The sequence below is a fragment of the Nostoc sp. DSM 114160 genome (genome assembly GCF_053470305.1).
The window spans coordinates 1,406,048-1,431,550 of record NZ_JBPFGO010000001.1; the positions used below are offsets into that span (position 1 = coordinate 1,406,048).

A 25,503-nucleotide genomic window follows, 5' to 3' on the forward strand; every position below is an offset into this window, starting at 1 on the left:
TAGTGTTGTTAGTTTTTAACAACGATGAGGTTTAAGTAGGCTTGACGTTCAGGACTTCTGTGATTTTCCAGCGCTTGGTTTTACTCAGGGGTCTAGTTTCCTGAATGCGAACGCGATCGCCTACTTTACACTGATTTTCTTCGTCGTGAACTTTATATCGTTGGGTGTTAACCACAATCTTGCCGTACTTGGGGTGAGGAGCGCGGTTTTCTATGGCGACTACCACAGTTTTTTGCATTTTATCGCTCACTACCAAGCCAACTCGTTCTTTAACTGCCATAATCTCCTACTTTTTTTCTTTAGCCGATTGATTTGCTGCCCGTTTGCGTTCTGTTTCTAGCGTCAGCAATTGGGCTAAACGGTGGCGCAATTGTCGGAACTGATGGGGCTTTTCTAATTGTCTGGTGGCTTTTTGCAAGCGCAACTGAAATAGTTGTCTTTTGGTCGCGACAATTTCATCAGAAAGCTTCTCGTCGCTTAATTCTCTAGCTTCTGAAATCTTGGGAAGAGGCATAAGCTACTCCTGCTCCTGTGGTTGAGAGCGCACAATAAACTTAGTTTTGATGGGCAGTTTAAATGAAGCCAAACGCATCGCTTCACGAGCGATTTCTTCAGAAACTCCACCGATTTCAAACAAAATTCGTCCTGGTTTGACTACAGCTACCCAAAACTCTGGATTACCTTTACCGGAACCCATTCGGGTTTCAGCAGGACGCATGGTTACAGGTTTATCAGGAAAAATCCGAATCCAGATTTGTCCACCCCGACGAATATAACGAGTCATTGCCCGACGGGAAGCCTCGATTTGACGCGAGGTAATCCAAGCAGGTTCTTGCGCTTGGAGTGCAAAATCACCGAAGTTGAGGGTGCTACCACGGGTGGCTAGTCCCTCCATCCGTCCGCGCTGTTGTTTGCGGAATTTAGTTCTTCTAGGGCTTAACATGGTTTGTCATTTGTCATTTGTCATTTGTCATTTGTCATCTGTCATTTACTAATGACTAATGACTAATGACGATTTATCCTTCATTTGAGCGGTCTTCAAATTGCTGGCGACGACGTTGTTGTTGACGGCGACGAGGTTCTCGTTCGCGATCGCGGGGTTCGCGTTCGCGTTCGCGATTTGCTGGTGGTAACGGAGTTTCTTCCTGTCCTGGAATAATTTCTCCTTTAAACACCCATACTTTGATACCCAAAATGCCGTAAACAGTTTTTGCCGTGCAATAAGAGTAGTCAATGTCAGCCCGTAAGGTATGTAAAGGTACTCTACCTTCACGAGTCCACTCTGTCCGGGCAATTTCCGCACCGTTGAGGCGACCGCTAACTTGGATTTTAATACCTTGGACACCAGCGCGTTGGGCACGTTGAATCGATTGCCGCACTACTCGCCGAAAGGAAACCCGACGTTCCAATTGTTGAGCAATGTATTCGGCAATTAGGTAGGCATCAGCATCAACTCGTTGAACTTCAACTACGTTGATCCGAATTTGACGATTACTACCCAACAATCCTTGGAGTCCGGTACGCAAAGATTCGATACCTTGTCCACCACGACCCACTACTACCCCAGGGTCTAGCTGTGCGTACTTCTAAGTCGATTTGGTCGGCTTTGCGCTCAATCCGCACTTCGGAAATTCCGGCGTTGTTTTGAGCCTGTCTACCCAGCTTTTGTTCTATGTATTGACGGAGTTTGTGGTCTTCTTGGAGAAGTTCTGGATAGCGATCGGGAACAGCAAACCAACGGGATTGATGTTCATGTGTAATACCCAGGCGAAAACCAACTGGATGAATCTTTTGTCCCACAAATGCTTCCTCTAAAATTTCTTACTTTACGCAATTTATTGGGTAAACGTGCTTATTTTTCTGGAGCAGCTGCAACAGCTACGGTAATATGACACGTCGGCTTGCGAATTTGGTAAGCTCGACCTTGCGCTCTTGGTTGGAAGCGCTTCAATGGCGGGCCTTGATCGGCATAAGCCTGAGTAATTACAAGTTGAGTCCGATCTAACCCAGCGTTGTGTTCGGCATTGGCAGCAGCGCTTCTGAGAACCTTCAATATGGGTTCAGTAGCGCGATAGGGCATGAATTCCAGGATGATTAACGCTTCTCGGTAAGATCGCCCGCGGATTTGATCGAGTACCCGACGCACTTTGTAAGCCGAGATGCGGATAAAACGAGCGATCGCTTTTACTTCAGTAGTATTAGTAGCCATAATTTTCTCCAATTTTGTCATTTGTCATTGTCATTTGTCATTTGTCTTTAGCTAATGACTAATGAGTAATAACTAATGACTACCTACCCGCTTTTTTGTCGCTTTTTCCATGACCCCTGTAGGTGCGTGTCGGGGCAAATTCACCCAACTTATGACCTACCATCTGTTCATTTACAAAAACGGGAACGTGTTGGCGTCCGTTGTGAACAGCTATGGTATGGCCTACCATTAGAGGCAAAATTGTCGAAGCTCGTGACCAAGTTTTAATAACTTCTTTTCTGTTGTTGTCGTTGAGCTTTTCAATTTTTTTTAGGAGATGATCCGCAACAAAAGGACCTTTTTTTAGAGAACGACCCATAGTTCAATTTTGGATTTAGGATTTAGGAATTAGGATTTAGAATTTCGGATTTTGGATAATTAGGTATCTAATCAGGTTTCACAAATTTTCAATGTTCACGAGTAGACCTCAATCTAAAATCCAAAATCTAAAATCTAAAATTCTATGATTCACGACCACCACGACCGCGTTTAGAAGACTTACGACGACGACGCACAATCAACTTGCTGCTAAGTTTCTTGCGATTGCGTGTCTTCGCACCCAATGTGGGTTTACCCCAAGGTGTAACAGGCCCCGATCTACCGATAGGCGCTCTACCTTCACCACCACCATGTGGGTGATCCACTGGGTTCATGACGCTACCTCTAACCTTAGGACGGCGACCTTTCCAGCGATTTCGTCCGGCTTTACCTGCACTCAGGTTTCTCGCATCGGTGTTGCCTACTTGTCCAATGGTGGCGTAGGATTCGCGTCGAATCAACCGGACTTCTCCTGAAGGCAACTTGAGGGTTACATAATTACCTTCTTTTGCTACAACTTGAGCGCTAGCACCAGCAGCACGCACAATTTGACCACCTTTACCAGGGGTCAGTTCTACGTTGTGAACACTAGTACCCAAGGGAATCTTCGAGAGCGGTAAAGCATTTCCATCTTCAAAGGGAGCTTCCGGCCCAGAAATAATTATTGTTCCAACTTTCAATCCGTTGGGGTGAAGGATGTACCGTTTTTCGCCGTCTTGGTAATACAAAAGGGCAATTCTGGCGTTACGGTTAGGATCGTATTCAATTGCTGCAACTTTTGCCGGAATATTATGTTTATCCCTTTTAAAATCGATAATCCGATAAAGCTGTTTGTGTCCGCCACCCCGACGACGACTAGTAATCCGTCCGTGATTATTCCGACCTTTGGCGCGATGCTTCGAGGTTGTTAAGGATTTTTCTGGCTCGGTTCTGGTAATTTCCGCAAAGTCAGAGATTGTAACTTGGCGAGTGCTGGGGGTATAAGGGCGATAAGAACGAGTACCCATAATCTATTTTGGATTTTGGATTTTGGATTTACTTAATTTTGGATTTTGAACTTTGGATTTTGAATTTAATGAGTGTTTAACTAATTGCCACCATTTTCGGTACTTATTCAGTCAACTCCTCAATCTAAAATCTAAAATCTAAAATCTAAAATTTCTAGACTTCTGGGAATAGAACTTGTCTAATCTTGTCTTCATCCCCAGGTGCGACGGTGACGATCGCTCGCTTATATTGGGGTTTATAGCCAATAAATTTCCCAACGCGCCGCTTTTTGCGCGGTGGTAGAGTGGTGTTGACTTTTACAACCTTGACCTGAAACAAATCTTCGATCGCAGCCTTGATTTCTGGCTTAGATGCCTTTGGAATTACTTCAAAGGTGTACTTGTTTTGCTCCATCAAGATAGTCGCTTTCTCGGTGACGATTGGGCGACGTACTAAGTCGGCAAGGTCGCGGGGGTCAAAGCTAGGCACTGTAGACCTCCTGAATTTTTTCTAGGGCTGATGCCGTAACTACTATTTTGTCAGCGTGCAGTAAATCAAAAACATTTAGCTGGTCGGCTGCAATTAGTTTTAAATTTTCAATGTTGCGGCCTGATAAATAAACGTTATCTGTAGCCGCAATTTCAGACAAAATTAACAGTGCCTTGCTTGCTGGTACTACTCCCCAACGGGCAAGTGCTGCTACTAATTCTTTAGTCTTCGGGCGAGATAGCTCGGTGCTAAATTCTTCTACTACGATCAAGTCGTCAATCCGGCTGACAAATGCTGTCCGCAATGCTAAACGTCGCTCTTTGCGGTTCAACTTCAGGTTGAAATCTCTGGGCTTTGGCCCAAAGATCACACCACCACCACGCCACAATGGCGAACGAATAGAACCTGCACGAGCGCGACCTGTACCTTTTTGCCGCCAAGGTTTACGACCGCCACCTCTGACTTCTGAACGAGTTTTTGTGCTGGCATTTCCTTGACGAGCATTGGTCAATTGCCGTACTAAGGCGCGGTGTACAATATGAGACGCTGTTTCTTCTTTGGCAGTGCGCAACTCGAAGGTCGTCTCGCCGACCTGTTCTCCTTGCCAATTTTTAACTACGCTTTCAACCATTTTTGTTATTTGTCCTTTGTCATTTGTCAAAAGTCATTTGTCTTTTGTCCTTAGCCAATGACTACTGACTAATGACTACTGACTAATGACTTTTGACTATCCCACTATTTTTGCCGGTACAACACTTACTAGAGCGCCTGCTTTACCAGGAATGGCTCCTTTAATTAGCAATAAGTTGCGTTCTGGATCGACTCGCACTATGGTCAGTTTGCGGATTGTAATACGTTTTCCACCTAAACGACCTGCCATCCGCTTACCTGGATAGACACGACCGGGTGTTGTACCAGCACCTATTGAACCAGGTGCTCTGTGGTTTTTGGAACCGTGTGACATGGGGTCCACGAGCAAAGTTGTTGCGCTTCTGGTTTCCCGCAAAGCCACGACCAATGCTTGTGCCGACGACATCGACAATTTGACCTGCGCTAAAAATATCTGCTTTAATCTGTTGACCTAAAGCATAATCACTAGAGCTATCGGTGTGATATTCATTTAAGTGACGCAATGCTGGGGCAGATGATTTAGCCAAATGGCCCAGTAGTGGTCTATTTAGTGCCTTGGGTTTGACTTCGCCATAACCAACTTGAATGGCAAAGTAACCATCGGTTTCTTTGGTTTTAACTTGTGTAACGGTGCATGGCCCTGCTTGAATGACAGTTACAGGAATAGACACTCCTGCTTCGTCAAATATTTGGGTCATGCCCAGCTTGGTGCCGAGAATACCTACAGACACAGTAACTGGTTCTCCTTCTACTTGCTGACCTTGGAATTGGACTCTAGAGGACACGCTTTGTACGCATCAGTTTAGGCTGGTTTAGCCTGGGAAATTTAGAATGGTTTCAATAAACCGTTCCAAATGCTTTCGGACACAACAAACCGTGTCCGTACTGCTTGGTGAATCTGTTTAGCTTCACTCACTAGATCGCTAGAACAGCCACAAGTCTCTTCCCGTTTGGAAGGAGTAACTTCTGGAATCAATGCAAGGCGCTACAGCTTTCAGCTGTGTGCAGCAATGCTTTCGTCCAAGCAATTGCTTTGGCACTTTCTGGAGGCAGCGCTGTCGGCAGGTTTCCCGATTTGTACACGCCTTATATGGCGGCTTCTTAGAGATTGGCTACTGCCGTGTTGCAGTTGGACTTAAGCGGTTATTACCGCCCAGTATCCGTTAACTGAGACTGACGTAATGCCATGAAACCAACATTGCTGCTCAGTTTTTACTTCCTTAAACACCTTAAACTATTGTTTAAGCTTTTGCCTGCTTTTTTGGAGGCACAGGAGTAAATCTACGTTGGAGCTTAGGATTAACTTTAGTTATTCTTTCATAAGCTCTAATGTTGACCTGAAAGCTTTCTTAGTTTACCAGTCTACGATCGCTCTGAGCTAGATTATCCAAATTGGATTCAGTCATCAGTTTTTGATGCTAGCACTACCTCAGAATGACAGTAAAAAGTTGACCTAATTTGCGTTTTTGGTCACAATCTAATAATATAAATTATTTATTTATGTTTGTCCAGTAATTTATAGAGTTATTTTTAGGGAGTGGGGAAGAAGCAAGGGAGCAGGGAATAGGGTACAGGTTACAGGGAATAGGTACAGATTATCACCTATCACCTGTCACCTCTCCCCTAATCCCAATGCCCAATACCCCAAAAAAATGCTTTTAATCTATCGGTTCAGGGTAAATAATAGAGATATCTAAGTGGGATAATACGAAAATCTATGGCACTAATTACCACTGGCAACGGTTTAATCCGCGATCTGGAAAAGTTTGGCGCTTTGGGAGTGTATGTACCTCTAGAAGGGGGTTATGAAGGTCGATATCAGCGCCGACTACGGGCAGCTGGCTATACTACCCTCCACATTACTGCTAAAGGACTGGGTGATTTAGCTGCGTATCTCACAAGAATTCATGGAGTCAGACCTCCTCATCTTGGAAAAAAAAGCACTGGTAGCGGTGCCGCAGTGGGTCATGTGTACTATTTACCCCCAATTCTCAATTCTCATCTAGAACAGCTACCACCAAAGTCTAAGGGGCTGGTCTTGTGGATTATTGAAGGGCATATTCTTTCAAATCAAGAACTTGAGTATTTGACGAATTTGCCTCAACTAGAACCACGAGTGAGAATAATCATTGAGAGGGGTGGCGATCGCTCTTTCCGTTGGACTTCTCTAGAAAAAACTCTGTTAGCTAGTTAGTCCTTTGTCATTAGTCATTAGTCATTTGCTCATAACTAATGACTAATGACTCAATTCAATCAGCATTTCAATGATGCTGAATCGAAAACCACAAGATGCAAACAACCGCCGTGAAGCCTCGTTAGCAATTGCTGTATCTAGACGAATTTGCTTGACGCCCATCTGATGAAAGCGTTCAATACTTAGCATCACCATCTGCCGCGCAATTCCTTTTTGGCGATATTCTGGCTCGACCCAGATATCATGAATAAAAGCAAATTCCTGTAATCGGTAAATTGGTATTTCTCGCTCAACTGTTGCCACTAGAAACCCGACAATTTGCCCTTCATTTTCGGATACGAGAAATATACTGCGTCCATCGCTATTTGCCAAACGCGTCAACCATTGCTCATAACGCTGTTCTGGATACGGTAGAAAACCATATTTGGCGGAATCCCAAGACTCATGCAAAGCACAAATTTTGACAACCATTGGTAAAACTGCGGGTACGTCAGTTATTGTAGCGGAGCGGATCAGCATAAGCTTTCAAGCACAAAAAGCACAAACAAGAAAGAATGCCTTGCAGTGGGATATTAGTTTTTATTCACTTACTCAGCCAAGAGTATCGTTTTGTTGACCCTGAGCATCATAAATTTTGGAAAACTTTGTTTTTAGCATTGGGAAAAGCTGGCTTGGTTAGAACAGGGGCGATGTCTAAGTGGATATCTGAAATGGTTATAAGGTTTAGAGACTATAGCAAACGGCTGTCTATTTATAACCACTCCAGAAAGAAACAGCAATCGCGATCGCCAGCAAAATTGGTATTGCGCTATGTGCAACTTAACTGCTCATTAGTTGATAAGTTTTTTCGTCACTCCACGCAATCGGATTAACACTGGCTTCGCCCAATTTCCACCAAGCAAATCGTGCAGCAGAACATAAAAACAGGGGATGATAAATAGTGTCAGCATTGTTGCGATCGCCATCCCAAAGAAAACTACAATCCCTAAAGGCTGCAAAAACTCAGAACCTTCACCAATGCCCAATGCCAAAGGAAACAGTCCCAAGATAGTAGTGACTGTAGTCATGATAATTGGGCGCAAGCGTTGAGGAGCAGCTTCCACGATCGCAATTTGGCGAGTACAACCAACTTCTTCCCGAATTTGATTCGCCAGTTCCACCATCAGAATCCCTGCATTCACCACAATTCCCACCAGCAGGACGACACCAACAATTACAGTTGCGCCAATTGCAGTTTGGGTAATGTAAAGTCCAAAAATTCCCCCAGCTAACGCTAGTGGTACGGTGAACATAATTACCAATGGGTCAATTAGCGAATTGTATTGTACCGCCATAACTACAAAGATTAAGAACGTTGCCAACGCCCCCAAAGTTTTTAAAGCATCCTGAAGTTGCTGATTCGTTTCTTGGGCAGAACTAGGCACAATGGAAACACCATCAGGTAAGTCTACATCTTTAAGTACCTCGTTGACTTCTGCGATCGCTTCACCAAGACTAGCTCCCTCACTGAGATTTCCGGCGACAATAAAAGCTTGGCGCTGATTAATCCGTTGCACCTCACCAGGCGCTTGACCTTCTTGAATGTTTGCCACATCTGAAAGCCGGATTAGTTGATTGTTTTCTGTAAATAGTGGTAATTGTTCTAGCTGGGAAGGACGCTGAATCGCTTCTTTATTTAGCTGCACCCGCACATCAACTAAACGATTACCGCGTTGAATTTGCGTGGGAACTGAACCTTCAATTGCTGTTTGAACTGTTGCACCAATTTGTCCGGCGCTCAACCCTAAAGCTGAAACCCGTTCCCAGTCGGGGCGAATTTGGATTTCCGGTTGTCGGGGGTCGGCATCTGGTCGGAATGTCGCTAATTTTGCTCTTTCTTGTAATGCTTGCAGCACTTGGGCCCCGGCTTGCGTTAAGTTTTCTTCATTCTCACCTTGCAGAATCACGTCAACTTCTGACCCTTGCACTGGAGAATTACTCAAGATTAAACCCCGCACCTGACCAGGATTGAGGCGCAGCAGAATTCCTGCTAAGTTGAGTTTGTTAAATTCCTGAGTTACTTTTTTGACGAAGGCTTCAACATCTGTGCCTGGTTTTAGATTGATGGTACTGCTGGCACGTAAAGGATTTTCTGTAGTACTGCTGCCAAATAAATTACCACCCACAGTTGTGAAAGCAGATTCGGTTTCTGGTTGTTTGAGCAAAATGTCATCGACAATTTGCATAACTTTTTCAGAAGTTGCTAAAGGTGTACCGGGAGGAAACTGCGCTCTCAAGGTAGCTTGCCCGGTACTGATGCGGGGTAAAATTTCTTGGGGAATTTGACCAAACATGAAGAAGCTACTGCCGCCTAAAATTACCAAAGCAGCAGTTACTACGAAAAGGCGATAGCGTAAGACCTTGGTTAAGAAGTTACTGTATCCCCGCGTCGCATCTTCAAATCGGTGATTAAACTGTCTAAGCAGCCAAAATTCACTAATCCGACTAGACCAGCGGATTCCCAAAAGTCGAGAAGACAGCATCGGCACTACTGTAATCGCAACCACAAGAGATGCTGCGACTGCGAAGCTAATTGTCAGAATCAGTTCATTAAATAGCAGTGCAATAAAGCCGCCAATTAAGAGGAATGGCACTACAGAAACTAAGTTGGCACCTGTAGCCGCAACTAAAGCAGATTCTACTTCTTGGGAAGCTGCGATCGCACTATCAATAAAGAATCTTGAATTTCTCCCCTTCCCCTCTGCTCCTCGGTCACTGAGCGTAGCCGAATTGCTGCTCCTCTGCTCCCCTGCCTCCATCTCCCTCTGATTGGGAGTCATCCCCGCTTTTTCGGAAATGTTCTCCAAGATCACAACCGATGTATCAATTGCTTGACCGACTCCTAATGTCAGACCTGCCAAACTGAATACATTCAAGGTCAAGCCAAAGATTTTCATTAAAGCGATCGCTGCCAGAGTACACAGCGGTATCGTCAAACTGATAATAAATGTTTGCCTGAACGATCCCAAAAATAACAATACTGCTGCTGCTGCTAGCAATGCCCCAGAAATCCCTGAAAAGATGACATCATTTAAAGAATTGCGGATGAAGACAGATTCATCTGTGGTGGGACTCAAAGTCATGTCTGCTGGAATTAAACCCGATTGTCGTAATTGTTCAATTCGCCGCTTAACAGCATCTACAACTGCGATCGTGTTGGCCTCTGGCTGCTTTTGGACTGAAAATTTCACCGCAGGCTGACGATTCAGATAAACAAATACTCGCTGCTCTTCTGTATCGTCAATTACCTCAGCAAAGTCTCGTAAATAAACGCGGCGGGAAGGTGTAGGGTAAGCAGGGGAGGCAGGGGAGGCAGAGGAAGCAGGGGAGGCAGGAGAGGAAACTTCCAAAGAAAGGTTTTCAATTTCCTTGGCATTTTGGAAACGTCCGACAGTCCGAGTCAATGGCTCGGAATTTTGCCCCAGAATCCGACCGCCAGAAGTGTCTTGGTTACGGGCTGTTAATTCATCTAAGACATCATTTAACCCGACACCCAAAGCTTGCAATCGGTTTAAGTCAACAAGCACTCGTACTTCTTCTTCTGCACCGCCGGATACGTCAACAGAAGCGACTCCTGGTACTACACTGAGTTCACGCGTTAACTCTTCATCAGCAAATACGCGTAAATCTTTCCCTTGTAACGAGGCAGATGTCAGCGCCAATTCATAAACCGGCAATTGAGAAGGATCGACTTTGAATAAGCGCGGCTCCTCTATTGTATCTGGTAATTGTCCTCGATTTCGGTTAAAAGCAGCAGTTGCATCGTTTAGGGCTTGGTCAATATCGCCCCCTGGTTGGAAGTATAAATCGAGGCTGACTTGTCCTTCACGGGTGCGGGAAAAAACTTGCACTACATTCTCAGTTGCCCTTAAAGCTTCTTCTAAGGGTCTGGTGATTTCATCTACTGCTACTTCTGGTGAAATACCAGGGGCTTCTAGGCGAACGCCAATCCGTGGATAGGTAATTGATGGTAGGAGATCGACTTGGATCGTTGTGAGAAAAAATACCCCAATGACAATTACTGCCACGGTGAGCATGAGTGTGCCAATGTGTTGGCGGATAGCGATCGCACTCAGGCTAAATCCGCTATTGCCACTATTATTATTTGCCTGTTGCATGATACTAAGTGATAAGTGCTAAGTGCTGACTACTGAGTACTTTTTTCTTTGGGATGGTGGTTATTGCTCACCCTACTATTGCTTTTCTGAAAGAATTGAAAGACTTACAGTGTCACCTTCTTTTAACGGCTTACCACTACGAACAACATAGCGCTCTCCCGCTTGCAAGCCGGATAAAATTTCCACTTTGCCATCAGCCTTTTGTCCTAAAGTTACAGCACGCGTAGCTACTTTCGTCTTACCATCTGTGTCTTTCACCACAAATAGCGTCCCCGACGAGTTTTCTTGCTCTTTCTGTGCTGCCTTTGCTGTTCCTGCTTGTTTTTGAATCGCTGTTTGCGGTACTACTACCCGCTGTTGAGTCTGGTTTTGAAAGTTGACTCGCGCCAGTAGTCCGCTACCAATCTTACCTTGAGTGTTGGGAATCACTACTTCTACAGGTATCAAGCGAGCTGTGGCGTCGGCAGCAGGGGAAATGCGGGTAACTCTGCCAATTAATGTTTCTTTGGGGAAGGCATCTAAACGGACTTGTACAGATTGCCCAACTTGAATTTGTGCCAGTTCTAATTCGGAAACTTGGACGACGACTTTGACACGGCTAAAGTCGCCAATTTTCAAGATTTCGTTACCTGCTTGCAGCAGGTTGCCTGGTTCTGTCACCTTTTCTGTGACTACGCCAGCGATCGGAGATACCAGCCGAGTATAAGACCCTGCGCTCTTTGGTTTGGGCAACCAATGCCTGTTGAGCAAGTACTCTACCTTGGGCGGCAGCAACGGCTTGCTGTTCTGTGCGAACTTGTTCTTGGGCTGCCCGGAGTGCCTGGGCGGCTGTTTGTGCCTGGGTACGTGCTTGCTGGGCAGTTTGTTCAGCGATCGCTCCAGCCTTAAACAACCTCTGCTGCCGCTCTGAGTCTGCTTGAGCTTGTACTACTTCTAGGCGCGCCCGTTCAACGTCTGCACGAGCATTGCTTACCTGATTGGTTGCCCTGGCTACTTCTGATTTGAGGGCTGCTAGCTCTGCTTCTGCTTGCTTTAATTCGGTCGAAAGTATGGCATCATCTAACCGCCCGACGTTTTGCCCAAGCTTTACTGCATCGCCGACATCAAGGTTCAAAGCCAACAACCGAGCTTCTACTTGCGATCGCAGTGACACAATTCGGAAGGGTGTTGTATTACCTGTGTATTCTGGTTGTGTTTGTAGCGTATCAGTTCGAGCGATCGCTGCATCTACAGCCGTTGCACCACCACGTTGTCCGCTACCAGGACTCTGAGATTGTGCGTCAGCCGCTTCTTCCTTGGGTAGCGCTCCACAATTCGCACTCAGCAGTCCTATGCCCAGCAGACAGGGAATCAATAATTTGGATGCAAAAGGGGAAGACATCTTTGTGTCAAAACTATTTTTTACATCTGCAACAACCACATCAGTCTTCATAACTGAATTTAACTGGGTATTCATTACCTGGTTAGCGGCTGCCAAAGGTGATTTCGCCTGCTTGTGCGGCTTATGTCTGTCCAAAATCATTTATTTTTCTTGTATTTGGTGAGCTTTTTGGGTTAAACAGCCGTGCATTACCAAGTAATTTTGAGACATTATCAATAGTGAAAAGCGGCGAGAGTCAATTGGCTATCTTCTTGCAGAATTTTGTATCAAAAATTACTTTTTATTGAAAAAAATTTCTCACCACTTTAACTGATTAAATTGAGTCGCCCGCTTTTTAGCTGACGATGCAATTCTTAACTCAGTATAAATATTTTTAAATTTCTTGCAATCTGCCCTTAGTAGAAGACTTGTATTTACTGAAGATACGGGACTTTCACACCCCTACTTTTAATCTGGGCAGTATTAAGTAACTAGACTTAGGCTGACATAACTAGATTGAATGTAGCAAGTTCGTGGGTGCGGTTTACTTAGTCTCACTCGTTTTTAGACTAGCCAGCATCTAGCTATTAACCACTTATATAACTTTTTATAACAGTTTTTCAAACTTTTACCCAGAAAGTTGGTTGCTATGTCATCATGGCAAGTGAAATGAGAATTAATTCGGCGACAGTGTTTGTTTTTAGTATTGACAGGCTTTTTCCTTTTGGTATTACAGACTTCTCTCCGAAATCTAAATCTCTACAAACTTATGATTTTGGAGACATTTGATGTCAATTTACGTTGGTAACCTCTCCTATGATGTTACACAAGATGCGCTGAGTGCTGTATTTGCAGAATATGGTGCTGTAAAGCGCGTTCAATTACCCACTGACCGTGAAACAGGTCGTTTACGCGGCTTTGCTTTCGTGGAAATGAGTTCAGAAGATGAAGAAGCGAAAGCTATTGAAGCTCTTGATGGTGCTGAATGGCTTGGTCGCGACCTCAAAGTAAATAAAGCCAAGCCCAAGGAAGACAGAAGTGGTGGTTCCTTTGGGAACCGTGGTGGCGGCGGCTACAACCGTAGCAACAACCGCTACTAAGCTTAATTGAATTTAGAAAAGGCTCAGGCAGGAATGCTTGAGCCTTTTTTATGCAAAACTTTGACTCTAAATAATTTCAAGCAATTATTTATCATACTGCACTGATGATTCTCTAACCAAAGTGCCTTGATGAAAGATCATTTTCCATCGATCGTTGTTTAATTTCCAGATGGAACTTCGCAACGAATGAACAGGTTGTTTGCCAGATATATGTCTGACTATACGATAAGTTACTAAAACAACCCCTGTTGCTAAAACTAACGTTTTGAATTCTGTTATCAATCTTTGAGTCAGAGGTTGGATGGATTCATTCTGCAAGCTCTCGATAATTTGCTGTTTATTAAAAACACGCCCTGAGCTTCCGAATTCAATAAACTCGTCAGCAAGTAAATCCATGATATCTTTCGCTGATTTTCGGACATCGGGTTGAAGCAAACGCTCCTCCAACTTACGAAAAAGCGATTCTTCTAAATAGTCTGCTTTCATATATGTTTTGAAGACTAATTGGATAGTGGTAGATATGATTAGGCGATCGCTTTGAACTTTGATTTTTATACGAGCGCGTCCTCATGAGCAAGTTAATAAAAACCCCGCTGATTGGTAGGGATTTCAGCGGGGTTAAATAATACAATTATTTTTCAGATAAACCAACACTAAACTTTATTACAGAGCTACTAGAAACTTTTACGACTAATAGTAACTATTTATGCGTGAGTTTTATGAGTTAGGTTTTTAGCATGACGCTTGTGATGTGTCTTGTGATGTGTCTTGTGATGAACTTTAGCACTTTTTACGCTAGCAACACGGACTTCTTTAGCTTGAGCTTGAGCCGCAAATACGGTTACAGGAGCAGCAAATACCAGAGCCAAAAGTAAAGCTTTAGCGAATTTATTCACTTGAAAATCCTCATCAGGTAATGAACAATCTCACTATCCAATAGAGGTATGTCATAAGTTTGTAATTGATATGAATCTTTCATGTCTATTTTTACATCCGTAGATATAAGACTTAAGTGCAATACTGTGCTAAGAATAGTTGCTAGCACTTCTATATAAGTGTAATATTTGTTACATAAACCAAATAACTGTAATTTTGATTAAGAAATGCTGATAGCCATCAATTCTTCTGCTATGTCAAAGTTAGCTGTGACATTTTGCACGTCATCCAAATCTTCTAGAGTATCAATTAACTTGAAAAGCGATCGCGCCCGATCGGGATCGGTAACTTCTACACTATTACTAGGAATCCAGCGCAATTCCGCATCAGTTACCTTAAAACCTTGATTTTTGAGTGTTTGACTAAGAGTTTCTAAATTTCCAATATCAGTCAATACCTCAGCCATTTCATCTTCAGTCATCTCATAAGACTGGGCACCGCCTTCGAGTGATGCTTCTAAAAGCTGTTCTTCGTCAACTACACCCTGCACAACACAAACGCCTTTTTGTTCAAACATCCAGCTAACGCAACCTGTTTCACCAAGATTGCCACCATTTTTACTAAAAGCTACACGCAAGTCAGCAGCAGTGCGATTGCGATTATCTGTGAGGGCTTCGATTAAAATCGCTACACCACCAGGGCCATAGCCTTCGTAGCGAATCGCTTCAAAAGTAGCGCTATCGCCGCCAAAAGTGCCTGCACCTTTAGCGATCGCTCGTTCAATATTATCATTGGGAATACTTGCAGCCTTAGCCTTGTCAACTGCTGTTCGGAGTTGAAAATTCAGCGCCGGATCTGGCACGCCGCTTCTAGCCGCAACGATAATCGCCCTGGATAACTGAGTGAAGGTTTTTCCCTTTTTTGCATCTACTAACGCTTTCTGGCGCTTAATATTTGCCCATTTACTATGTCCTGCCATAATTTGCGACGATCGTAACTCTATTCAAGATTAGGATATACCTAGCTTTTATCTCAATGCAAAGGTGCATTTGGTAAAAGTTTGCTAAGATGCAGCGCTGAGATTTGATTTTCAAGTGGGATGAAAAATGTGTAAGTAAGTCGGTGAAATAAAATCAAACTGTGTCAAGAAAAGTAAATAAGGCTTAAACTCTTTCTCCCCCTGCTCCCTGCCCCCTGCTCCCTGCCTTAGCCCAACAATAATTATTTACGCCGACCTACTTAGTTCAATTACTTCGCATCTCGTTTAGATCGCAAAAGGTTCCAGTTCTGTGTTATGCCACTCTTGTTCAACCCGTTCAGTAATCAACGGTCTGATGATAAACTTGGGCGGGCTACCATCCAGAACATCAATCCGCACACATGAATAAGGCAGTCGGTTCTGGAAATTGTAGTTATGACGGCCGACAAATAACGTTGAATCCGCAACTTTCCGAGTGGGTTTACCTGGAATTTCAGCAAAAATTTCCATCAATTCAGTCCCTTCTCGCCGTTGATAGCGGGGACGATGACCGCTCCCACCAGAGATAATACAGTTAATGTGAGAATCAGCAAATCCGGTGTCAGTTGTGCAAAGATGCTCTAAACAGTGAGCGTGACCGTTTAAAATCAAATCGACTATGGGACGTTCTTTAATTAGAGTACCAAGAGTTTCTGCTACTTGTTCAAACACCCAGCGCAAACGGTGGCGAACCGCCAAGGTTTGTGCTTGATTCCACTTGGTAGCTTCTGTGACGTAGGGAGGATGGTGGAAAAAAATTACACGTCCGCGCACCTCTGAGTTATTCCAAGATTCGATTAGTCTGCTTCGCAACCATTCAAGTTGTTCAAAATCGATCGCAGGCATTTGATGAGATGCTAGTTGTTTTTCAATATCAATTTTGATTTCGTTGATTTGGTCTAATTTGGCACTAAGGTCATCGAGTTGTTCCGCTTCGGCGGGTTTATCTGGGTTGAGGCGATCGCATATCTTCAAAATCTCTAATTCTTCTCGATCGATTTCCTGGCGACGCTTTTGTAATTCCCGACGGTAAATTTCTCCCTCTTGAGTTGCAGGTAATGGTGATGGTGTATTAAAGGTATTAGAATCGAGTGCAAAAAAGTCAATCCCGCCGTAACGAAAGGTGTAATAGCGATTGGGTAAACGGGTAAATTGTCCAGGCTGATAACGCAAACAGCGCCCTGTGTCGGTCTTTGCGGTGTAGTGCCAATCTAAATGGTGTGCTAATTCTTGTGGAGACATCGCCTGGGTGTAGTCCATAAATGCTCGTGCATAAGCATTACCTTGATACGATCCATGCCAGCCAATCTCGATGTCTTTGTAGCGGAACAGGCGACGCAGTGACGATGTTGTGCCAGTAAATAAACGATACATCAACGGCACATCGTAGTAATCGTGATTACCAAGGACTGGCAAGAACGGCAGATTAAACACCATGCGGTCATAAGGAATGCTTTTCGGGTTGTCACCATCGACAAGAAATTCCCGGTAAGGCTCAATAAAGTTTGTTGAATAATATTCTTGGGAACCCACCACATAGATGACATCGCCAGTGTGCAACACAAAGCTGCAATCATCGCGGTGAGTCAGCATCAGTTCGGCAACTTTTCGTTGGGGATGGTGTCGAGAATGAGATTTAGTACCGGAATCGCCGATAACCATAAAGGAAAATTCTGGATTATCTTGCCTCTGATCGTCAATAACTAAACTGGTTTGGTCAATTCCCCGTTGCACAAAACTTGGATGCATCCACCGCACCCGTTCCTTCATCTTTTGAATTTTCACAGGAATCGGTGGATCGGAAATCAATTTCATGGCTGATAACTCTTGAATGCCTAACGCACACACCGATTGTAACGAAATATTTAATTGTCATTTGTCATTTGTCATTTGTCATTTGTCACTTGTACTGAGCGTTCGCGTAGCGTCTCGAAGAGAAGTCGAAGTATTTGTCATTTGTCATTTGTGAATAATTAATGCCTCGTGTCCAATTCCTAAATCTTTAAGGTAAATTTTCTCGCAATAATGCTCGAAAGCCTGCTTGTTGAAAATGCTCATCGGCAGTTAGTGCTTCAGTGATGCCGCTATATTGCATAACAATAAAAGATACGCAATCGACAAATCCCCATTCTTTCTCTGTTTGTTCGCGATATAGCTGGAAAGCGCGTTCGTAAAGTTCTTGAGAAAGGGGGACAATTTCTACTTTGGAGTCTGCTACTAGAGAATTTAATAATATGATTGCTGCCTGACGATAAGGTTGTTGGGATAAGGCATTGCCAATTTCCAACATCACCGCCTGTGTTGTCACCAAACGAGTTTCTGCTGCTTGTAACATTTTAGCCAGATGTAAGGCTCGGTCATGCAAGCGATCGCTTGGTGCTGATAAGGCAATGGCAAATGATGTATCAAGAAAGACTTCAGAATGCATGAAAAGTTTATTTACTGTACAAATATTTATCTATATTGGCAGACCAATCAGGCGGTCCTTCGAGGTTGAGCGATCGCGCCGTTTGCAAAAATGATACCGTTTCATGTTCGCTGGGCGGTAAAATTTCAATACTGATTCGCACGTGGGTATTAATTGGCAGTGCGACCGGTTCAGCTGGATAGAACACTTTGCCATTAAACACAGCTGTGATTTTTTCTACCATTTTCCTTAGAAAGTTCTTCTAGTCTATCCTAAGCTGGTTGTAGCGATACGGGTAGGGTAGACGACCCCATAAGTAGTGAAGATACGTATACTTGTTTTACAAATTATCTCGATTTTTCAAAAATTGCCTAAACTACTAACTGAATCACACCCCACTGTCCATTTGTTAACCAAGAAGAGTCAGATTTTGCTACTTTCTCAATAACTTCTGGCTTTAAACCAACTGCTACTTCTGATTTTAGGGTGCGTAGAGCTACCATTGGCACGGGTAGGTAACAAACTATATCTGCAATGTCAGTAGTAAATTCCCAATGGCGATCGCCTAATAATCGGCGATAATTGGCATCTCCTTTGACTATAACCAAACTCGCATTGGCTAACTCATTTTTGAGGGAGTTGGGTATTTCCCAAAAGGCTAAAGGCGATGTCCAAAAGTAATCTTCAGATAGTACTAAACGCCGGGATGCAATATTGTCTTGCAGTCTTTGAGTAAAGGATGTAAGTTGTTGATTTCCAATAGCGGCTAAAAAATTTATTGTATCATGTACATCCTTAATCATGGCATCAGATACAAAAGTCGGATGTGGCTTTAAGTGTAGGTAAACCCGATTAGCCAATCCGCTACTTAATAAAAAATCTACTAAACATAAATCGCAAACAAGTTCAAAACCAGCATTGTCTACAACAAAATCAATCCGTCCTCCTTGAGAGTTGGTTAACAATTCCGTGACTTGGGAGGCATCATTTACTAAGATATGAGCTAGTTGGGTTTGAATATCAAAACGACTGCGATCGCTCTCGGATGCTGACCATAAACTCAAGTCAACTCGATTTCCCCACAAAGCAAAATATAACAGCGCTATTAAAGCTGTTTGATTTGATTCTCCCTTCAGTTGAGAATTATCTAACCAATCGTTAGCCCGATGGCACAGTTGAATAATCGAATCCAGTGATGCTTCTAAACTTTGAGACTTTTGTAACTCAAATGGATCGATACCTTGCCAGACACCAGGGCGAAAATAATTAGTAATTTCTAGAATCAACCGAAAAAAATAAGTTTCGGCAAAAAACCAAGGAACATCTAGCCAACGCTGACCTTTGTATAATTCTAAATATGTATTCCAGGCTGAAAAATCTACAGCAGCCTTATTTAAAAGAGGTTGCACATATCCTGCTGGCAGTTCTCTTGCCAGGTTTTCTAAGCTGGTATTAATTTCAGACGAGAAATTATTTTCAGTAATAACTCTGCGAGCGATCGCAGGCATTCGTTGAGTAACTGTAAACTCAGTAAAAGAACCAACTTCTGACCCCAAAAGAGACGGTGGTATCGGTAATTTGGGGATGTGGGATATATTCGCCACAAACTTTGATTTTCCTTATATTTTCAGTTATTCTAACGCTGTGTGCAACTTTATTTCAAACCTAATCAACGCAAAAGCGGAATAAATCGACCAATAGCTGCAAACAAAGTATTCAACAAAGTCACAAAAGTATTATCCCAGACGCGATAAATCACCGTCAAGACCAAAGACTGATTATTACACCTCTTACAAAAGTGCTTTTTGCACTCTTGGGAAAAGGATAAAGGTTAAAGGGGAAGGGGACAATACATAATTTTTTCCCCTTCCCCCTTTCCCTTTTCCCTACAAATGCCAAGAAGTCTATTGTAGAGACGGCGATTTATCGTGTCTAAAATTATAGGTAAATGCGGAGATTGATTTCAACACTCCTAAATTGTCTATTGTGAATCATTAGTATCGCCAAATGATTTCATCTGTAACTCAACTGCGTTGACATACATTTCATCGTTCAAAACTTCCGCTGGTAACTTATTAGCCCTAATAGCAGCCTGAACCACATCTTTTCCAGTCAAGTATCCGGTTTGGTATTTGAATAACAAAGTGCCATAACTAGGAATACCCTGCTTTTTTAAATAACCTTGATAAGCGAGAAAGGCAAGATTAAAGGGTTGCAGATATTTAGTATCTGTAGGATTTTTGCCTAAAGTATTATTGACATCTGTATTTATTTGTCCACCACCATTATTAGTATTAACTGTTTGAGCGCCAGCAATTCCAGGCATAAAAGCCATAAAAGCAATGAGCAGTGCAGAATTGAGCAAAGTTGTGAATTTCATGATTTGATCCTCGGTAGAGGTTAATTAGTATTCTCAAGTAATAGAGTCTTCTTATTTAGCAATGTCAAACTCTTATGATTAAGTCATCAGGTTTGTTCATTTATTACTCACAAAGTTGAGTTAAACAATTGCCAAAAACTTTGAACGCTAAACTTTTAAGAGAATTGGTATAGTGTAAGAATGGAGTGTTTTGGAAAAAACTGTAATTTACAAAATGATATAAGTTACACCTCAAAAGACCAGAAATAACTTAGCTCATTAAAAATTACCAAAACCCATCATGTAATAAGCAATAAAAGCAGTATCAAAGGGTTTGATATAATTGGCACTCGTAGAATATCTAGGATAAGTTTCAGAGTTGACGGCTGTGTTTATTGATGGACTATTGTGATTCTTAGCTTGATGAAAGCAAGTGATTTTAGGCATAGAATTAATCCAAGCAATAATATGTGCAGAATTAGAGGAGTTTGTGAATTTCATAGAGTTATCCTCAATTAGAACAAAATGTAGTTGCAATTAGTATTCTTTAGTAATAGAGTCCACCATTTTATTAATCTCAAGTTTTTCGGATCGGTTCATCTGGGGAATTGATTTGTTAATTATCCAAACAGTTTAGTCAAATTCACCCAAATGGAAGAAATTGAACATCGAAAGAAAGTTTAATCAGAACTTCAAAAATGCAAATAAATGCTAAATAAAATCTTTAGCTGACAAGCATTTATCTAAGTGCATTAGCGTAGCTCACCGCAGGCATCGCTTACATATTTAGATATTTTTTGCTCAAGGCGAGCAACCGAAATATGACTTTGTTTGGTCTAATAAACTTTCCATAGCAATATGCTAGAAAATCTTTATGATGTAAGCAAATGCTTTTAATTTTCAAATTGATAAATAAAAGTGATTGCAATTAATATTTAGAGGAAAATCATGTAATTCATCGCCTCTTCATGACTTCTGAACTATTTTGGCAGCGTCATAGGTTCCAGAAATTCACTACAAATAAGCTGATAGTGTCAAAATGTTATATGTATAGTTTATTTACAAAGTCATTTATGCCGAAAGCAATTTGGAATGGAGCTACTTTAGCCGAGAGTGATAATACCGTAGTTGTGGAGGGCAACCATTATTTCCCTGTTGACGCCATTAACAAGCAGTATTTTACTGAAAGTAACACCCACACTACTTGTCCTTGGAAAGGTGTTGCCAGTTACTACAGTATCGAAGTTGATGGACAAGTCAACAAAGATGCTGCTTGGTATTATCCCAGCGCTAAGGAGAAAGCTAAGAATATTGAAGGTTATGTCGCATTCTGGAAGGGCGTAAAGGTTGAGGCTTAATAAAGGTTCCTGGAAGTATTTTAGTTGCAGGGACATTAATATTACGTCCGGCTAATTGCCCATAAAATACTTAGCCCGCGCAGAGAGAAATCTGAGCGGGCTTCGTATTTAAACTATTTGCGAATTTATTCTAATATGTAATTAGACCTTAGCCTTGCTAAATACTGCTTGCTTTGTCTTCGCCAGCCAAGGCAGACTACTAGCAAGTATAGTACCAGCGATCGCACTTGGTTCGGGTACGCATAAGTGTTTGCACAAATAGATAAGCTTTGGTAACAAAACAAGTTGTGTCGTTACCAACGGATAAGCATTCGTAACGAAACAAGTTGTGTTAGTAACGAACGCATAAGTTATCGTTACCAACGGATAGCATTCGTAACAAAACAAATTGTGTTGGGAACGAAAAGACAAGCTTGGTAAAGATAACAACTTTATTTATAACGACAGCTTTTGTGTTTTTGTCCTGTGCTTTAGTCTAAAGTGTAGTTGCGATGTCTACAACGGGCTGCGCCTACGCAGTAGCAACAGCTGTTATCTTAGAGGTTGTTTGAAAATCAGTGTTTTAACCCGCGCAGGCGGTCACTGAGTCTAGTCGAAGTGCGGGTTTTGTATTTCGACTCCGGCTCCATCGAGCGAAGTCGAGATGCTCAACACAAGTCTGTGCAGCCGTGACTTCCAGTCGCCAAGGCACCAAAAGTTAAAACAAATAGTGCATTAGCCTTTGGCATAACGCACCTAAGAAAATATCTAAAACCTAATTATGAATTAACATTTTAATTAGAAACTGCCTGTTCTGCAACCGAATGAATTATTTCCTCCAGAGTTTGCAATAACTCTTGCTCGTTATAAGGTTTAGAAAAGTAAGCTCGCGCCCCCAATTGCATAGCTAGTTGCCGATGTTTATTGCTGCTACGAGAAGTCAACATCGCAACGGGAATATTTTTTGTATCAACGTCTGAATTTACCTTGCCTAAAAAGCCATAACCATCAAGGCGAGGCATTTCAATATCGCAAATTACTGCCTCAACTTTTAATCCACTATGGAGTTTTTCTAAAGCATCTTGACCATCTTTAGCTTGCTCTACTTGATACCCTCCTTTTTCAAGAGTTAGAGCTAAAAAGCGGCGTACATTAATCGAATCATCTACGATTAAAATTGTACCTTTCTGCTTAATAGATGCTGCTGATATTTTCTCTTCATCAAATATCAGGAATGGTGTCTTTAACCTTGCTGATGGTAATTGAGTGCCTCTGGGAGTCCGTTGATTTGTAGCAATCCAATACAGCAACTCATTAACATTAACTAGTGGTACTACTCGACCATCGCCGAGAATTGTACAGTTGCTAAAGCCTTCAGGTAAAGGTATATTTCCTTCAACTTGGCGAATCGCAACTTCTTGTTCGCCCCAGCAACGATCTATTTGGATTGCGACTGGCTGATTATTACCTTTGACTACTAACACACTGTTAGTACTAATGGCTGCCGGAATTTCTAACTCTGCACTATCGTAGCGTAGGCAATTAAACTCTAAATAACGAGTTAAGCGAATCAGTGGCAGCATGGTTCCTTGCCAATTTAAAACTTCACTACCAGCCATTTCAAAAACTCGCTCGTCTTGGAGTAAAGATATTTCTGAAATGACATCTGTGGGAAATGCTAATAGAATTTTGTTGATTTCTACCAGCAAAACTCGAGCAACGGAAAGTGTAAACGGTACTGATAAAGTGAAGGTAGTACCAACTCCTGGTTCCGTATCAACTTTCACATCTCCTCGAATTAGTTTGAGGTTGTTGCGAACCACATCCATACCGACACCGCGGCCAGATAATGCTGTGACTTGCTCGGAGGTAGTAAAACCTGGTTCAAAAATTAGTGATAATAGTTCTTCATCACTAGCATTAGCGAGTAAAGAAGCATCCAATCCCATAGTTAGGGCGCGGGTGCGAATTTTCTCTAGAGAAATGCCCCAACCATCATCACGGATAGTAATGATAGTGCGATTACTGCGGTGAGTAGCTGTAATTTCAATTAATCCTTGTTCTGGTTTTCCTAAAAGGCGACGCGTGGCAGAGTCTTCGATACCATGATCGAAAGCGTTTCTTAATAAGTGCATTAAAGGTTCGTTTAAAGCTTCTAAAATGCTGCGTTCAATTAAAGTGTTGCCACCTTCGATTTTTAACTGAACATTTTTACCATACTCGACATTTAAATCGCGTAAAGCTCTCGGAAAACGTTCGATTAAATCAGACAGCGGTCGCATTCGGATGTGATTTAGCTTGGTTTGTAACTGTTTTGATGTTTTGTTTAGTTTCCGAGCAATATGGTCTGTATCATCTACACTGAGTTGCACATCTGTTGTGACTTCCTGTACCTGAACAATGGTTTCCATAACTTCCTGCGATCGCAGGTTTAATTCGTTATAGCGATCCATTTCTAAAACATCAAATTCGGTGTTTGTATTTTGTACTTGCTGGGCATTTTCAGCTTGTGGATGCATCCCATTAAACATGGTAGCTTGAGTGGAAATCTTATCAGAGACTATACGTAATTCCTGGTTTTCGCGGTCGAGAATTTGAACTCGCTGGTTAAGGTTCCGAACGAGTTTGCGTAATCTTTCTAGTTGTGAGTTTAAGCCATTTCGCTGAACAATCAGTTCGCCAAATAAATCATTAATTTGCTCTAACTGTTTGCTAGGAACTCGGACGCTATTTTCATGAATTTCTCGTTCTTTAGCAACGGCAACTGCTTCTCCTTTACCTTCGCTCAATTTGGCATCTGGAGGATTCTCTTCTTTAGCAAAGATTGTATTATGCTCGGTGACATTGACAGCATTTACATCCTCATCTACAAATGTAAAATTGGCTGCGATACTTGCGGTGGGCTGCGCCAACGCTTCATCTTTCACCCAAGTTTCTGGAGTTATTTCTGCTTGCCAAACTGCTGTTGACACCGCTTCTGTGTCGAGGACATCTGTAGGGAGAAGTTGTGGTATCACTTCTGCTGGTAATAGCGGTAGGGATTGCGAACTAACCAAGTCAATAGCTGTAGGTAAGTTATCTAACTGATTTGTCAGCACCAAAGCTTGCGATCGCCGCCATGCTTGCAATGCTAACTGGGCAATTTCGGGAATGCGTTCTCTACTAACAGTTTCCAAATGCTGCGTTACCGACTCACAAAGCTTGCTAAAAGCTTGCAACTGAAGCATTTCTCCCAAACCGCCTAATTCAGCTGCCAAAATCGCAATATTTTCATGCAATCCGGCTTGTTCGCTATCTGCCAATATAGATTCTAGGCGTTGCAAACACTCTTCTACTTCTGTGGCAAATAGCAAAGGAATAACGTCTTGCCCGTCCTCTGGGGATAGCATAGTTGAGGCATCTTCTGGGGTGGGGGTCGCCCAAGCGATCGTGCAACTCATCGAAGATGGGATAACAAAAAGTTGCTAACCACTGATCTTCGACAACATTCCCTTCTGCAAGCAATTCGACAATTTGACGCAGCCAGTCAACTCCAGATAGCAATAAACTTTGCAACTGAGTATCGATTTCTAAAGAATTTTTTTTGGTTTTTAAAACTTTAAAAGAATCTTCCAGACGGTGAGATAAATCACTGAGCGATTTAAATCCCATCATTCCTGCACCACCTTTAATAGAATGAGTGGCCCGGAGTGCAGCATTGATTTTATCCAAATCGATGCGATTACTAGTATCGATTTCCAGCAATACCCCTTCTAAGGTATTTAAGTAATCCGTTGCTTCTTCCAGAAACTGCATCTGGATTTCTAATTCTTTGTCTTGTAGCATGGTTTTTGTCCTTAGTCATTGGTCATTGGTCATTAGTCACTTGTACTGAGCGAAGCCGAAGTATTGGTCATTGGTCATTGGTCATTGGTCACTTGTACTGAGCGAAGCCGAAGTATTGGTCATTAGTCATTGGTCATTAGTCTTAGTAAAAGGACAAAGGACAAATGACAACGGACAAATAATAAAAGTCATTAGCCA

General features: G+C 42.5%; 23 protein-coding genes and 4 pseudogenes. 4 read left to right on the top strand and 23 right to left on the bottom strand.

The genetic code is table 11. The annotated features are described in order from the left end of the window. Window positions 1-31: 31 nt before the first annotated feature. The 10 genes and pseudogenes from rpsQ to rplC all read right to left on the bottom strand — a co-directional run bounded on the left by rpsQ (window position 32) and on the right by rplC (window position 5,403). Window positions 32-280 (bottom strand): 30S ribosomal protein S17, encoded by a 249-nt coding sequence (gene rpsQ, locus NSTCB13_RS06710; RefSeq protein ID WP_094349093.1) that lies wholly within the window; start codon window positions 278-280, stop codon window positions 32-34. Between the two features lie 6 nt (window positions 281-286). After that, entirely contained in the window at window positions 287-514 is a 228-nt protein-coding gene (gene rpmC / locus NSTCB13_RS06715) for a 50S ribosomal protein L29 (RefSeq protein WP_445628858.1), read from the bottom strand. Window positions 515-517: 3 nt separating this feature from the next. Continuing rightward, window positions 518-943: a 50S ribosomal protein L16 gene (gene rplP, locus NSTCB13_RS06720; protein WP_012410718.1), complete on the bottom strand. Its 426-nt coding sequence runs from the start codon at window positions 941-943 to the stop codon at window positions 518-520. 73 nt (window positions 944-1,016) lie between these two features. Then, window positions 1,017-1,800 (bottom strand): annotated as a pseudogene (gene rpsC, locus NSTCB13_RS06725) (30S ribosomal protein S3). A 52-nt stretch (window positions 1,801-1,852) separates the two neighbouring features. Next, window positions 1,853-2,209: a 50S ribosomal protein L22 gene (rplV, locus tag NSTCB13_RS06730; protein WP_069070777.1), complete on the bottom strand. Its 357-nt coding sequence runs from the start codon at window positions 2,207-2,209 to the stop codon at window positions 1,853-1,855. A gap of 79 nt (window positions 2,210-2,288) precedes the next feature. After that, a complete protein-coding gene (gene rpsS, locus NSTCB13_RS06735; RefSeq protein ID WP_012410721.1) occupies window positions 2,289-2,567 on the bottom strand; it encodes a 30S ribosomal protein S19 in 279 nt (92 codons plus the stop codon). Between the two features lie 142 nt (window positions 2,568-2,709). Further along, window positions 2,710-3,573: a 50S ribosomal protein L2 gene (rplB, locus tag NSTCB13_RS06740; RefSeq protein ID WP_335003857.1), complete on the bottom strand. Its 864-nt coding sequence runs from the start codon at window positions 3,571-3,573 to the stop codon at window positions 2,710-2,712. Window positions 3,574-3,727: 154 nt separating this feature from the next. Beyond that, window positions 3,728-4,042, bottom strand: a complete 315-nt coding sequence (locus NSTCB13_RS06745; RefSeq protein WP_069070779.1) for a 50S ribosomal protein L23 — start codon at window positions 4,040-4,042, stop codon at window positions 3,728-3,730. Beyond that, window positions 4,035-4,673: a 50S ribosomal protein L4 gene (rplD, locus tag NSTCB13_RS06750; protein WP_448273145.1), complete on the bottom strand. Its 639-nt coding sequence runs from the start codon at window positions 4,671-4,673 to the stop codon at window positions 4,035-4,037. Before rplD ends, NSTCB13_RS06745 begins: the two co-directional genes overlap by 8 nt. Window positions 4,674-4,769: 96 nt before the next feature. Next, window positions 4,770-5,403, bottom strand: a pseudogene (rplC, locus tag NSTCB13_RS06755) (50S ribosomal protein L3). A gap of 244 nt (window positions 5,404-5,647) precedes the next feature. Between rplC and NSTCB13_RS06760 the strand changes: the two are divergent. Both NSTCB13_RS06760 and ndhN read left to right on the top strand, forming a co-directional pair. Continuing rightward, window positions 5,648-5,839 carry a hypothetical protein gene (locus NSTCB13_RS06760; protein ID WP_445628861.1) on the top strand — a complete coding sequence of 64 codons (192 nt, stop codon included), beginning with the start codon at window positions 5,648-5,650 and terminating at the stop codon, window positions 5,837-5,839. Between the two features lie 550 nt (window positions 5,840-6,389). Beyond that, window positions 6,390-6,866, top strand: coding sequence for an NAD(P)H-quinone oxidoreductase subunit N (gene ndhN, locus NSTCB13_RS06765; protein WP_445628862.1), 477 nt, complete (start codon window positions 6,390-6,392; stop codon window positions 6,864-6,866). A 42-nt stretch (window positions 6,867-6,908) separates the two neighbouring features. Here ndhN and NSTCB13_RS06770 read toward each other — a convergent pair whose 3' ends face one another. The 3 genes and pseudogenes from NSTCB13_RS06770 to NSTCB13_RS06780 all read right to left on the bottom strand — a co-directional run bounded on the left by NSTCB13_RS06770 (window position 6,909) and on the right by NSTCB13_RS06780 (window position 12,545). After that, window positions 6,909-7,385: an N-acetyltransferase family protein gene (locus tag NSTCB13_RS06770; protein WP_448271753.1), complete on the bottom strand. Its 477-nt coding sequence runs from the start codon at window positions 7,383-7,385 to the stop codon at window positions 6,909-6,911. Window positions 7,386-7,696: 311 nt separating this feature from the next. Beyond that, on the bottom strand, window positions 7,697-11,023 hold the full coding sequence (locus NSTCB13_RS06775; RefSeq protein ID WP_448271754.1) for an efflux RND transporter permease subunit: 3,327 nt from the start codon (window positions 11,021-11,023) through the stop codon (window positions 7,697-7,699). 75 nt (window positions 11,024-11,098) lie between these two features. Beyond that, window positions 11,099-12,545 (bottom strand): annotated as a pseudogene (locus tag NSTCB13_RS06780) (efflux RND transporter periplasmic adaptor subunit). A 626-nt stretch (window positions 12,546-13,171) separates the two neighbouring features. Between NSTCB13_RS06780 and NSTCB13_RS06785 the strand changes: the two are divergent. Then, window positions 13,172-13,483, top strand: a complete 312-nt coding sequence (locus NSTCB13_RS06785; protein ID WP_322672219.1) for an RNA recognition motif domain-containing protein — start codon at window positions 13,172-13,174, stop codon at window positions 13,481-13,483. 84 nt (window positions 13,484-13,567) lie between these two features. Here the strand turns inward: NSTCB13_RS06785 and NSTCB13_RS06790 are convergent, their stop codons facing one another. The 9 genes from NSTCB13_RS06790 to NSTCB13_RS06830 form a co-directional block, all read right to left on the bottom strand. Continuing rightward, window positions 13,568-13,969, bottom strand: coding sequence for a nuclear transport factor 2 family protein (locus NSTCB13_RS06790; protein ID WP_448271755.1), 402 nt, complete (start codon window positions 13,967-13,969; stop codon window positions 13,568-13,570). Window positions 13,970-14,187: 218 nt separating this feature from the next. After that, window positions 14,188-14,379: a hypothetical protein gene (locus NSTCB13_RS06795; protein WP_445628868.1), complete on the bottom strand. Its 192-nt coding sequence runs from the start codon at window positions 14,377-14,379 to the stop codon at window positions 14,188-14,190. Between the two features lie 200 nt (window positions 14,380-14,579). After that, window positions 14,580-15,338: a YebC/PmpR family DNA-binding transcriptional regulator gene (locus tag NSTCB13_RS06800; protein WP_448271756.1), complete on the bottom strand. Its 759-nt coding sequence runs from the start codon at window positions 15,336-15,338 to the stop codon at window positions 14,580-14,582. A gap of 285 nt (window positions 15,339-15,623) precedes the next feature. Then, window positions 15,624-17,192, bottom strand: a complete 1,569-nt coding sequence (locus tag NSTCB13_RS06805; protein ID WP_445628870.1) for a metallophosphoesterase family protein — start codon at window positions 17,190-17,192, stop codon at window positions 15,624-15,626. Between the two features lie 187 nt (window positions 17,193-17,379). Further along, window positions 17,380-17,805, bottom strand: a complete 426-nt coding sequence (locus tag NSTCB13_RS06810) for a type II toxin-antitoxin system VapC family toxin (protein ID WP_322672214.1) — start codon at window positions 17,803-17,805, stop codon at window positions 17,380-17,382. Between the two features lie 7 nt (window positions 17,806-17,812). Next, complete coding sequence (locus NSTCB13_RS06815) at window positions 17,813-18,028, bottom strand: hypothetical protein (protein WP_445628871.1); 216 nt, start codon at window positions 18,026-18,028, stop codon at window positions 17,813-17,815. Between the two features lie 127 nt (window positions 18,029-18,155). Continuing rightward, window positions 18,156-19,388 carry a damage-control phosphatase ARMT1 family protein gene (locus NSTCB13_RS06820; protein ID WP_448271758.1) on the bottom strand — a complete coding sequence of 411 codons (1,233 nt, stop codon included), beginning with the start codon at window positions 19,386-19,388 and terminating at the stop codon, window positions 18,156-18,158. Between the two features lie 377 nt (window positions 19,389-19,765). Beyond that, window positions 19,766-20,164, bottom strand: a complete 399-nt coding sequence (locus tag NSTCB13_RS06825) for a hypothetical protein (protein ID WP_448271759.1) — start codon at window positions 20,162-20,164, stop codon at window positions 19,766-19,768. 258 nt (window positions 20,165-20,422) lie between these two features. After that, window positions 20,423-20,590 carry a hypothetical protein gene (locus NSTCB13_RS06830; RefSeq protein ID WP_448271760.1) on the bottom strand — a complete coding sequence of 56 codons (168 nt, stop codon included), beginning with the start codon at window positions 20,588-20,590 and terminating at the stop codon, window positions 20,423-20,425. A gap of 626 nt (window positions 20,591-21,216) precedes the next feature. Here NSTCB13_RS06830 and NSTCB13_RS06835 point away from each other — a divergent pair. Continuing rightward, window positions 21,217-21,501, top strand: coding sequence for a DUF427 domain-containing protein (locus tag NSTCB13_RS06835; RefSeq protein ID WP_322713705.1), 285 nt, complete (start codon window positions 21,217-21,219; stop codon window positions 21,499-21,501). 773 nt (window positions 21,502-22,274) lie between these two features. Here NSTCB13_RS06835 and NSTCB13_RS06840 read toward each other — a convergent pair. After that, window positions 22,275-25,305 (bottom strand): annotated as a pseudogene (locus NSTCB13_RS06840) (hybrid sensor histidine kinase/response regulator). Window positions 25,306-25,503: the final 198 nt, after the last annotated feature.

Bases quoted from the DNA above. Each gene is read 5' to 3' on its own strand.
- NSTCB13_RS06785 (WP_322672219.1), top strand. From the start codon at position 13,172: ATGTCAATTTACGTTGGTAACCTCTCCTATGATGTTACACAAGATGCG.
- rpsS (WP_012410721.1), bottom strand. From the start codon at position 2,567: ATGGGTCGTTCTCTAAAAAAAGGTCCTTTTGTTGCGGATCATCTCCTA.
- NSTCB13_RS06775 (WP_448271754.1), bottom strand. From the start codon at position 11,023: ATGCAACAGGCAAATAATAATAGTGGCAATAGCGGATTTAGCCTGAGT.
- NSTCB13_RS06760 (WP_445628861.1), top strand. From the start codon at position 5,648: ATGCAAGGCGCTACAGCTTTCAGCTGTGTGCAGCAATGCTTTCGTCCA.
- NSTCB13_RS06825 (WP_448271759.1), bottom strand. From the start codon at position 20,164: ATGAAATTCACAACTTTGCTCAATTCTGCACTGCTCATTGCTTTTATG.
- NSTCB13_RS06805 (WP_445628870.1), bottom strand. From the start codon at position 17,192: ATGAAATTGATTTCCGATCCACCGATTCCTGTGAAAATTCAAAAGATG.
- rplP (WP_012410718.1), bottom strand. From the start codon at position 943: ATGTTAAGCCCTAGAAGAACTAAATTCCGCAAACAACAGCGCGGACGG.
- ndhN (WP_445628862.1), top strand. From the start codon at position 6,390: ATGGCACTAATTACCACTGGCAACGGTTTAATCCGCGATCTGGAAAAG.
- NSTCB13_RS06815 (WP_445628871.1), bottom strand. From the start codon at position 18,028: ATGGTAGAAAAAATCACAGCTGTGTTTAATGGCAAAGTGTTCTATCCA.
- NSTCB13_RS06770 (WP_448271753.1), bottom strand. From the start codon at position 7,385: ATGCTGATCCGCTCCGCTACAATAACTGACGTACCCGCAGTTTTACCA.
- rpmC (WP_445628858.1), bottom strand. From the start codon at position 514: ATGCCTCTTCCCAAGATTTCAGAAGCTAGAGAATTAAGCGACGAGAAG.
- NSTCB13_RS06835 (WP_322713705.1), top strand. From the start codon at position 21,217: ATGCCGAAAGCAATTTGGAATGGAGCTACTTTAGCCGAGAGTGATAAT.
- rplB (WP_335003857.1), bottom strand. From the start codon at position 3,573: ATGGGTACTCGTTCTTATCGCCCTTATACCCCCAGCACTCGCCAAGTT.
- NSTCB13_RS06810 (WP_322672214.1), bottom strand. From the start codon at position 17,805: ATGCATTCTGAAGTCTTTCTTGATACATCATTTGCCATTGCCTTATCA.
- NSTCB13_RS06800 (WP_448271756.1), bottom strand. From the start codon at position 15,338: ATGGCAGGACATAGTAAATGGGCAAATATTAAGCGCCAGAAAGCGTTA.
- rpsQ (WP_094349093.1), bottom strand. From the start codon at position 280: ATGGCAGTTAAAGAACGAGTTGGCTTGGTAGTGAGCGATAAAATGCAA.
- NSTCB13_RS06830 (WP_448271760.1), bottom strand. From the start codon at position 20,590: ATGCCTAAAATCACTTGCTTTCATCAAGCTAAGAATCACAATAGTCCA.
- NSTCB13_RS06790 (WP_448271755.1), bottom strand. From the start codon at position 13,969: ATGAAAGCAGACTATTTAGAAGAATCGCTTTTTCGTAAGTTGGAGGAG.
- rplV (WP_069070777.1), bottom strand. From the start codon at position 2,209: ATGGCTACTAATACTACTGAAGTAAAAGCGATCGCTCGTTTTATCCGC.
- rplD (WP_448273145.1), bottom strand. From the start codon at position 4,673: ATGGTTGAAAGCGTAGTTAAAAATTGGCAAGGAGAACAGGTCGGCGAG.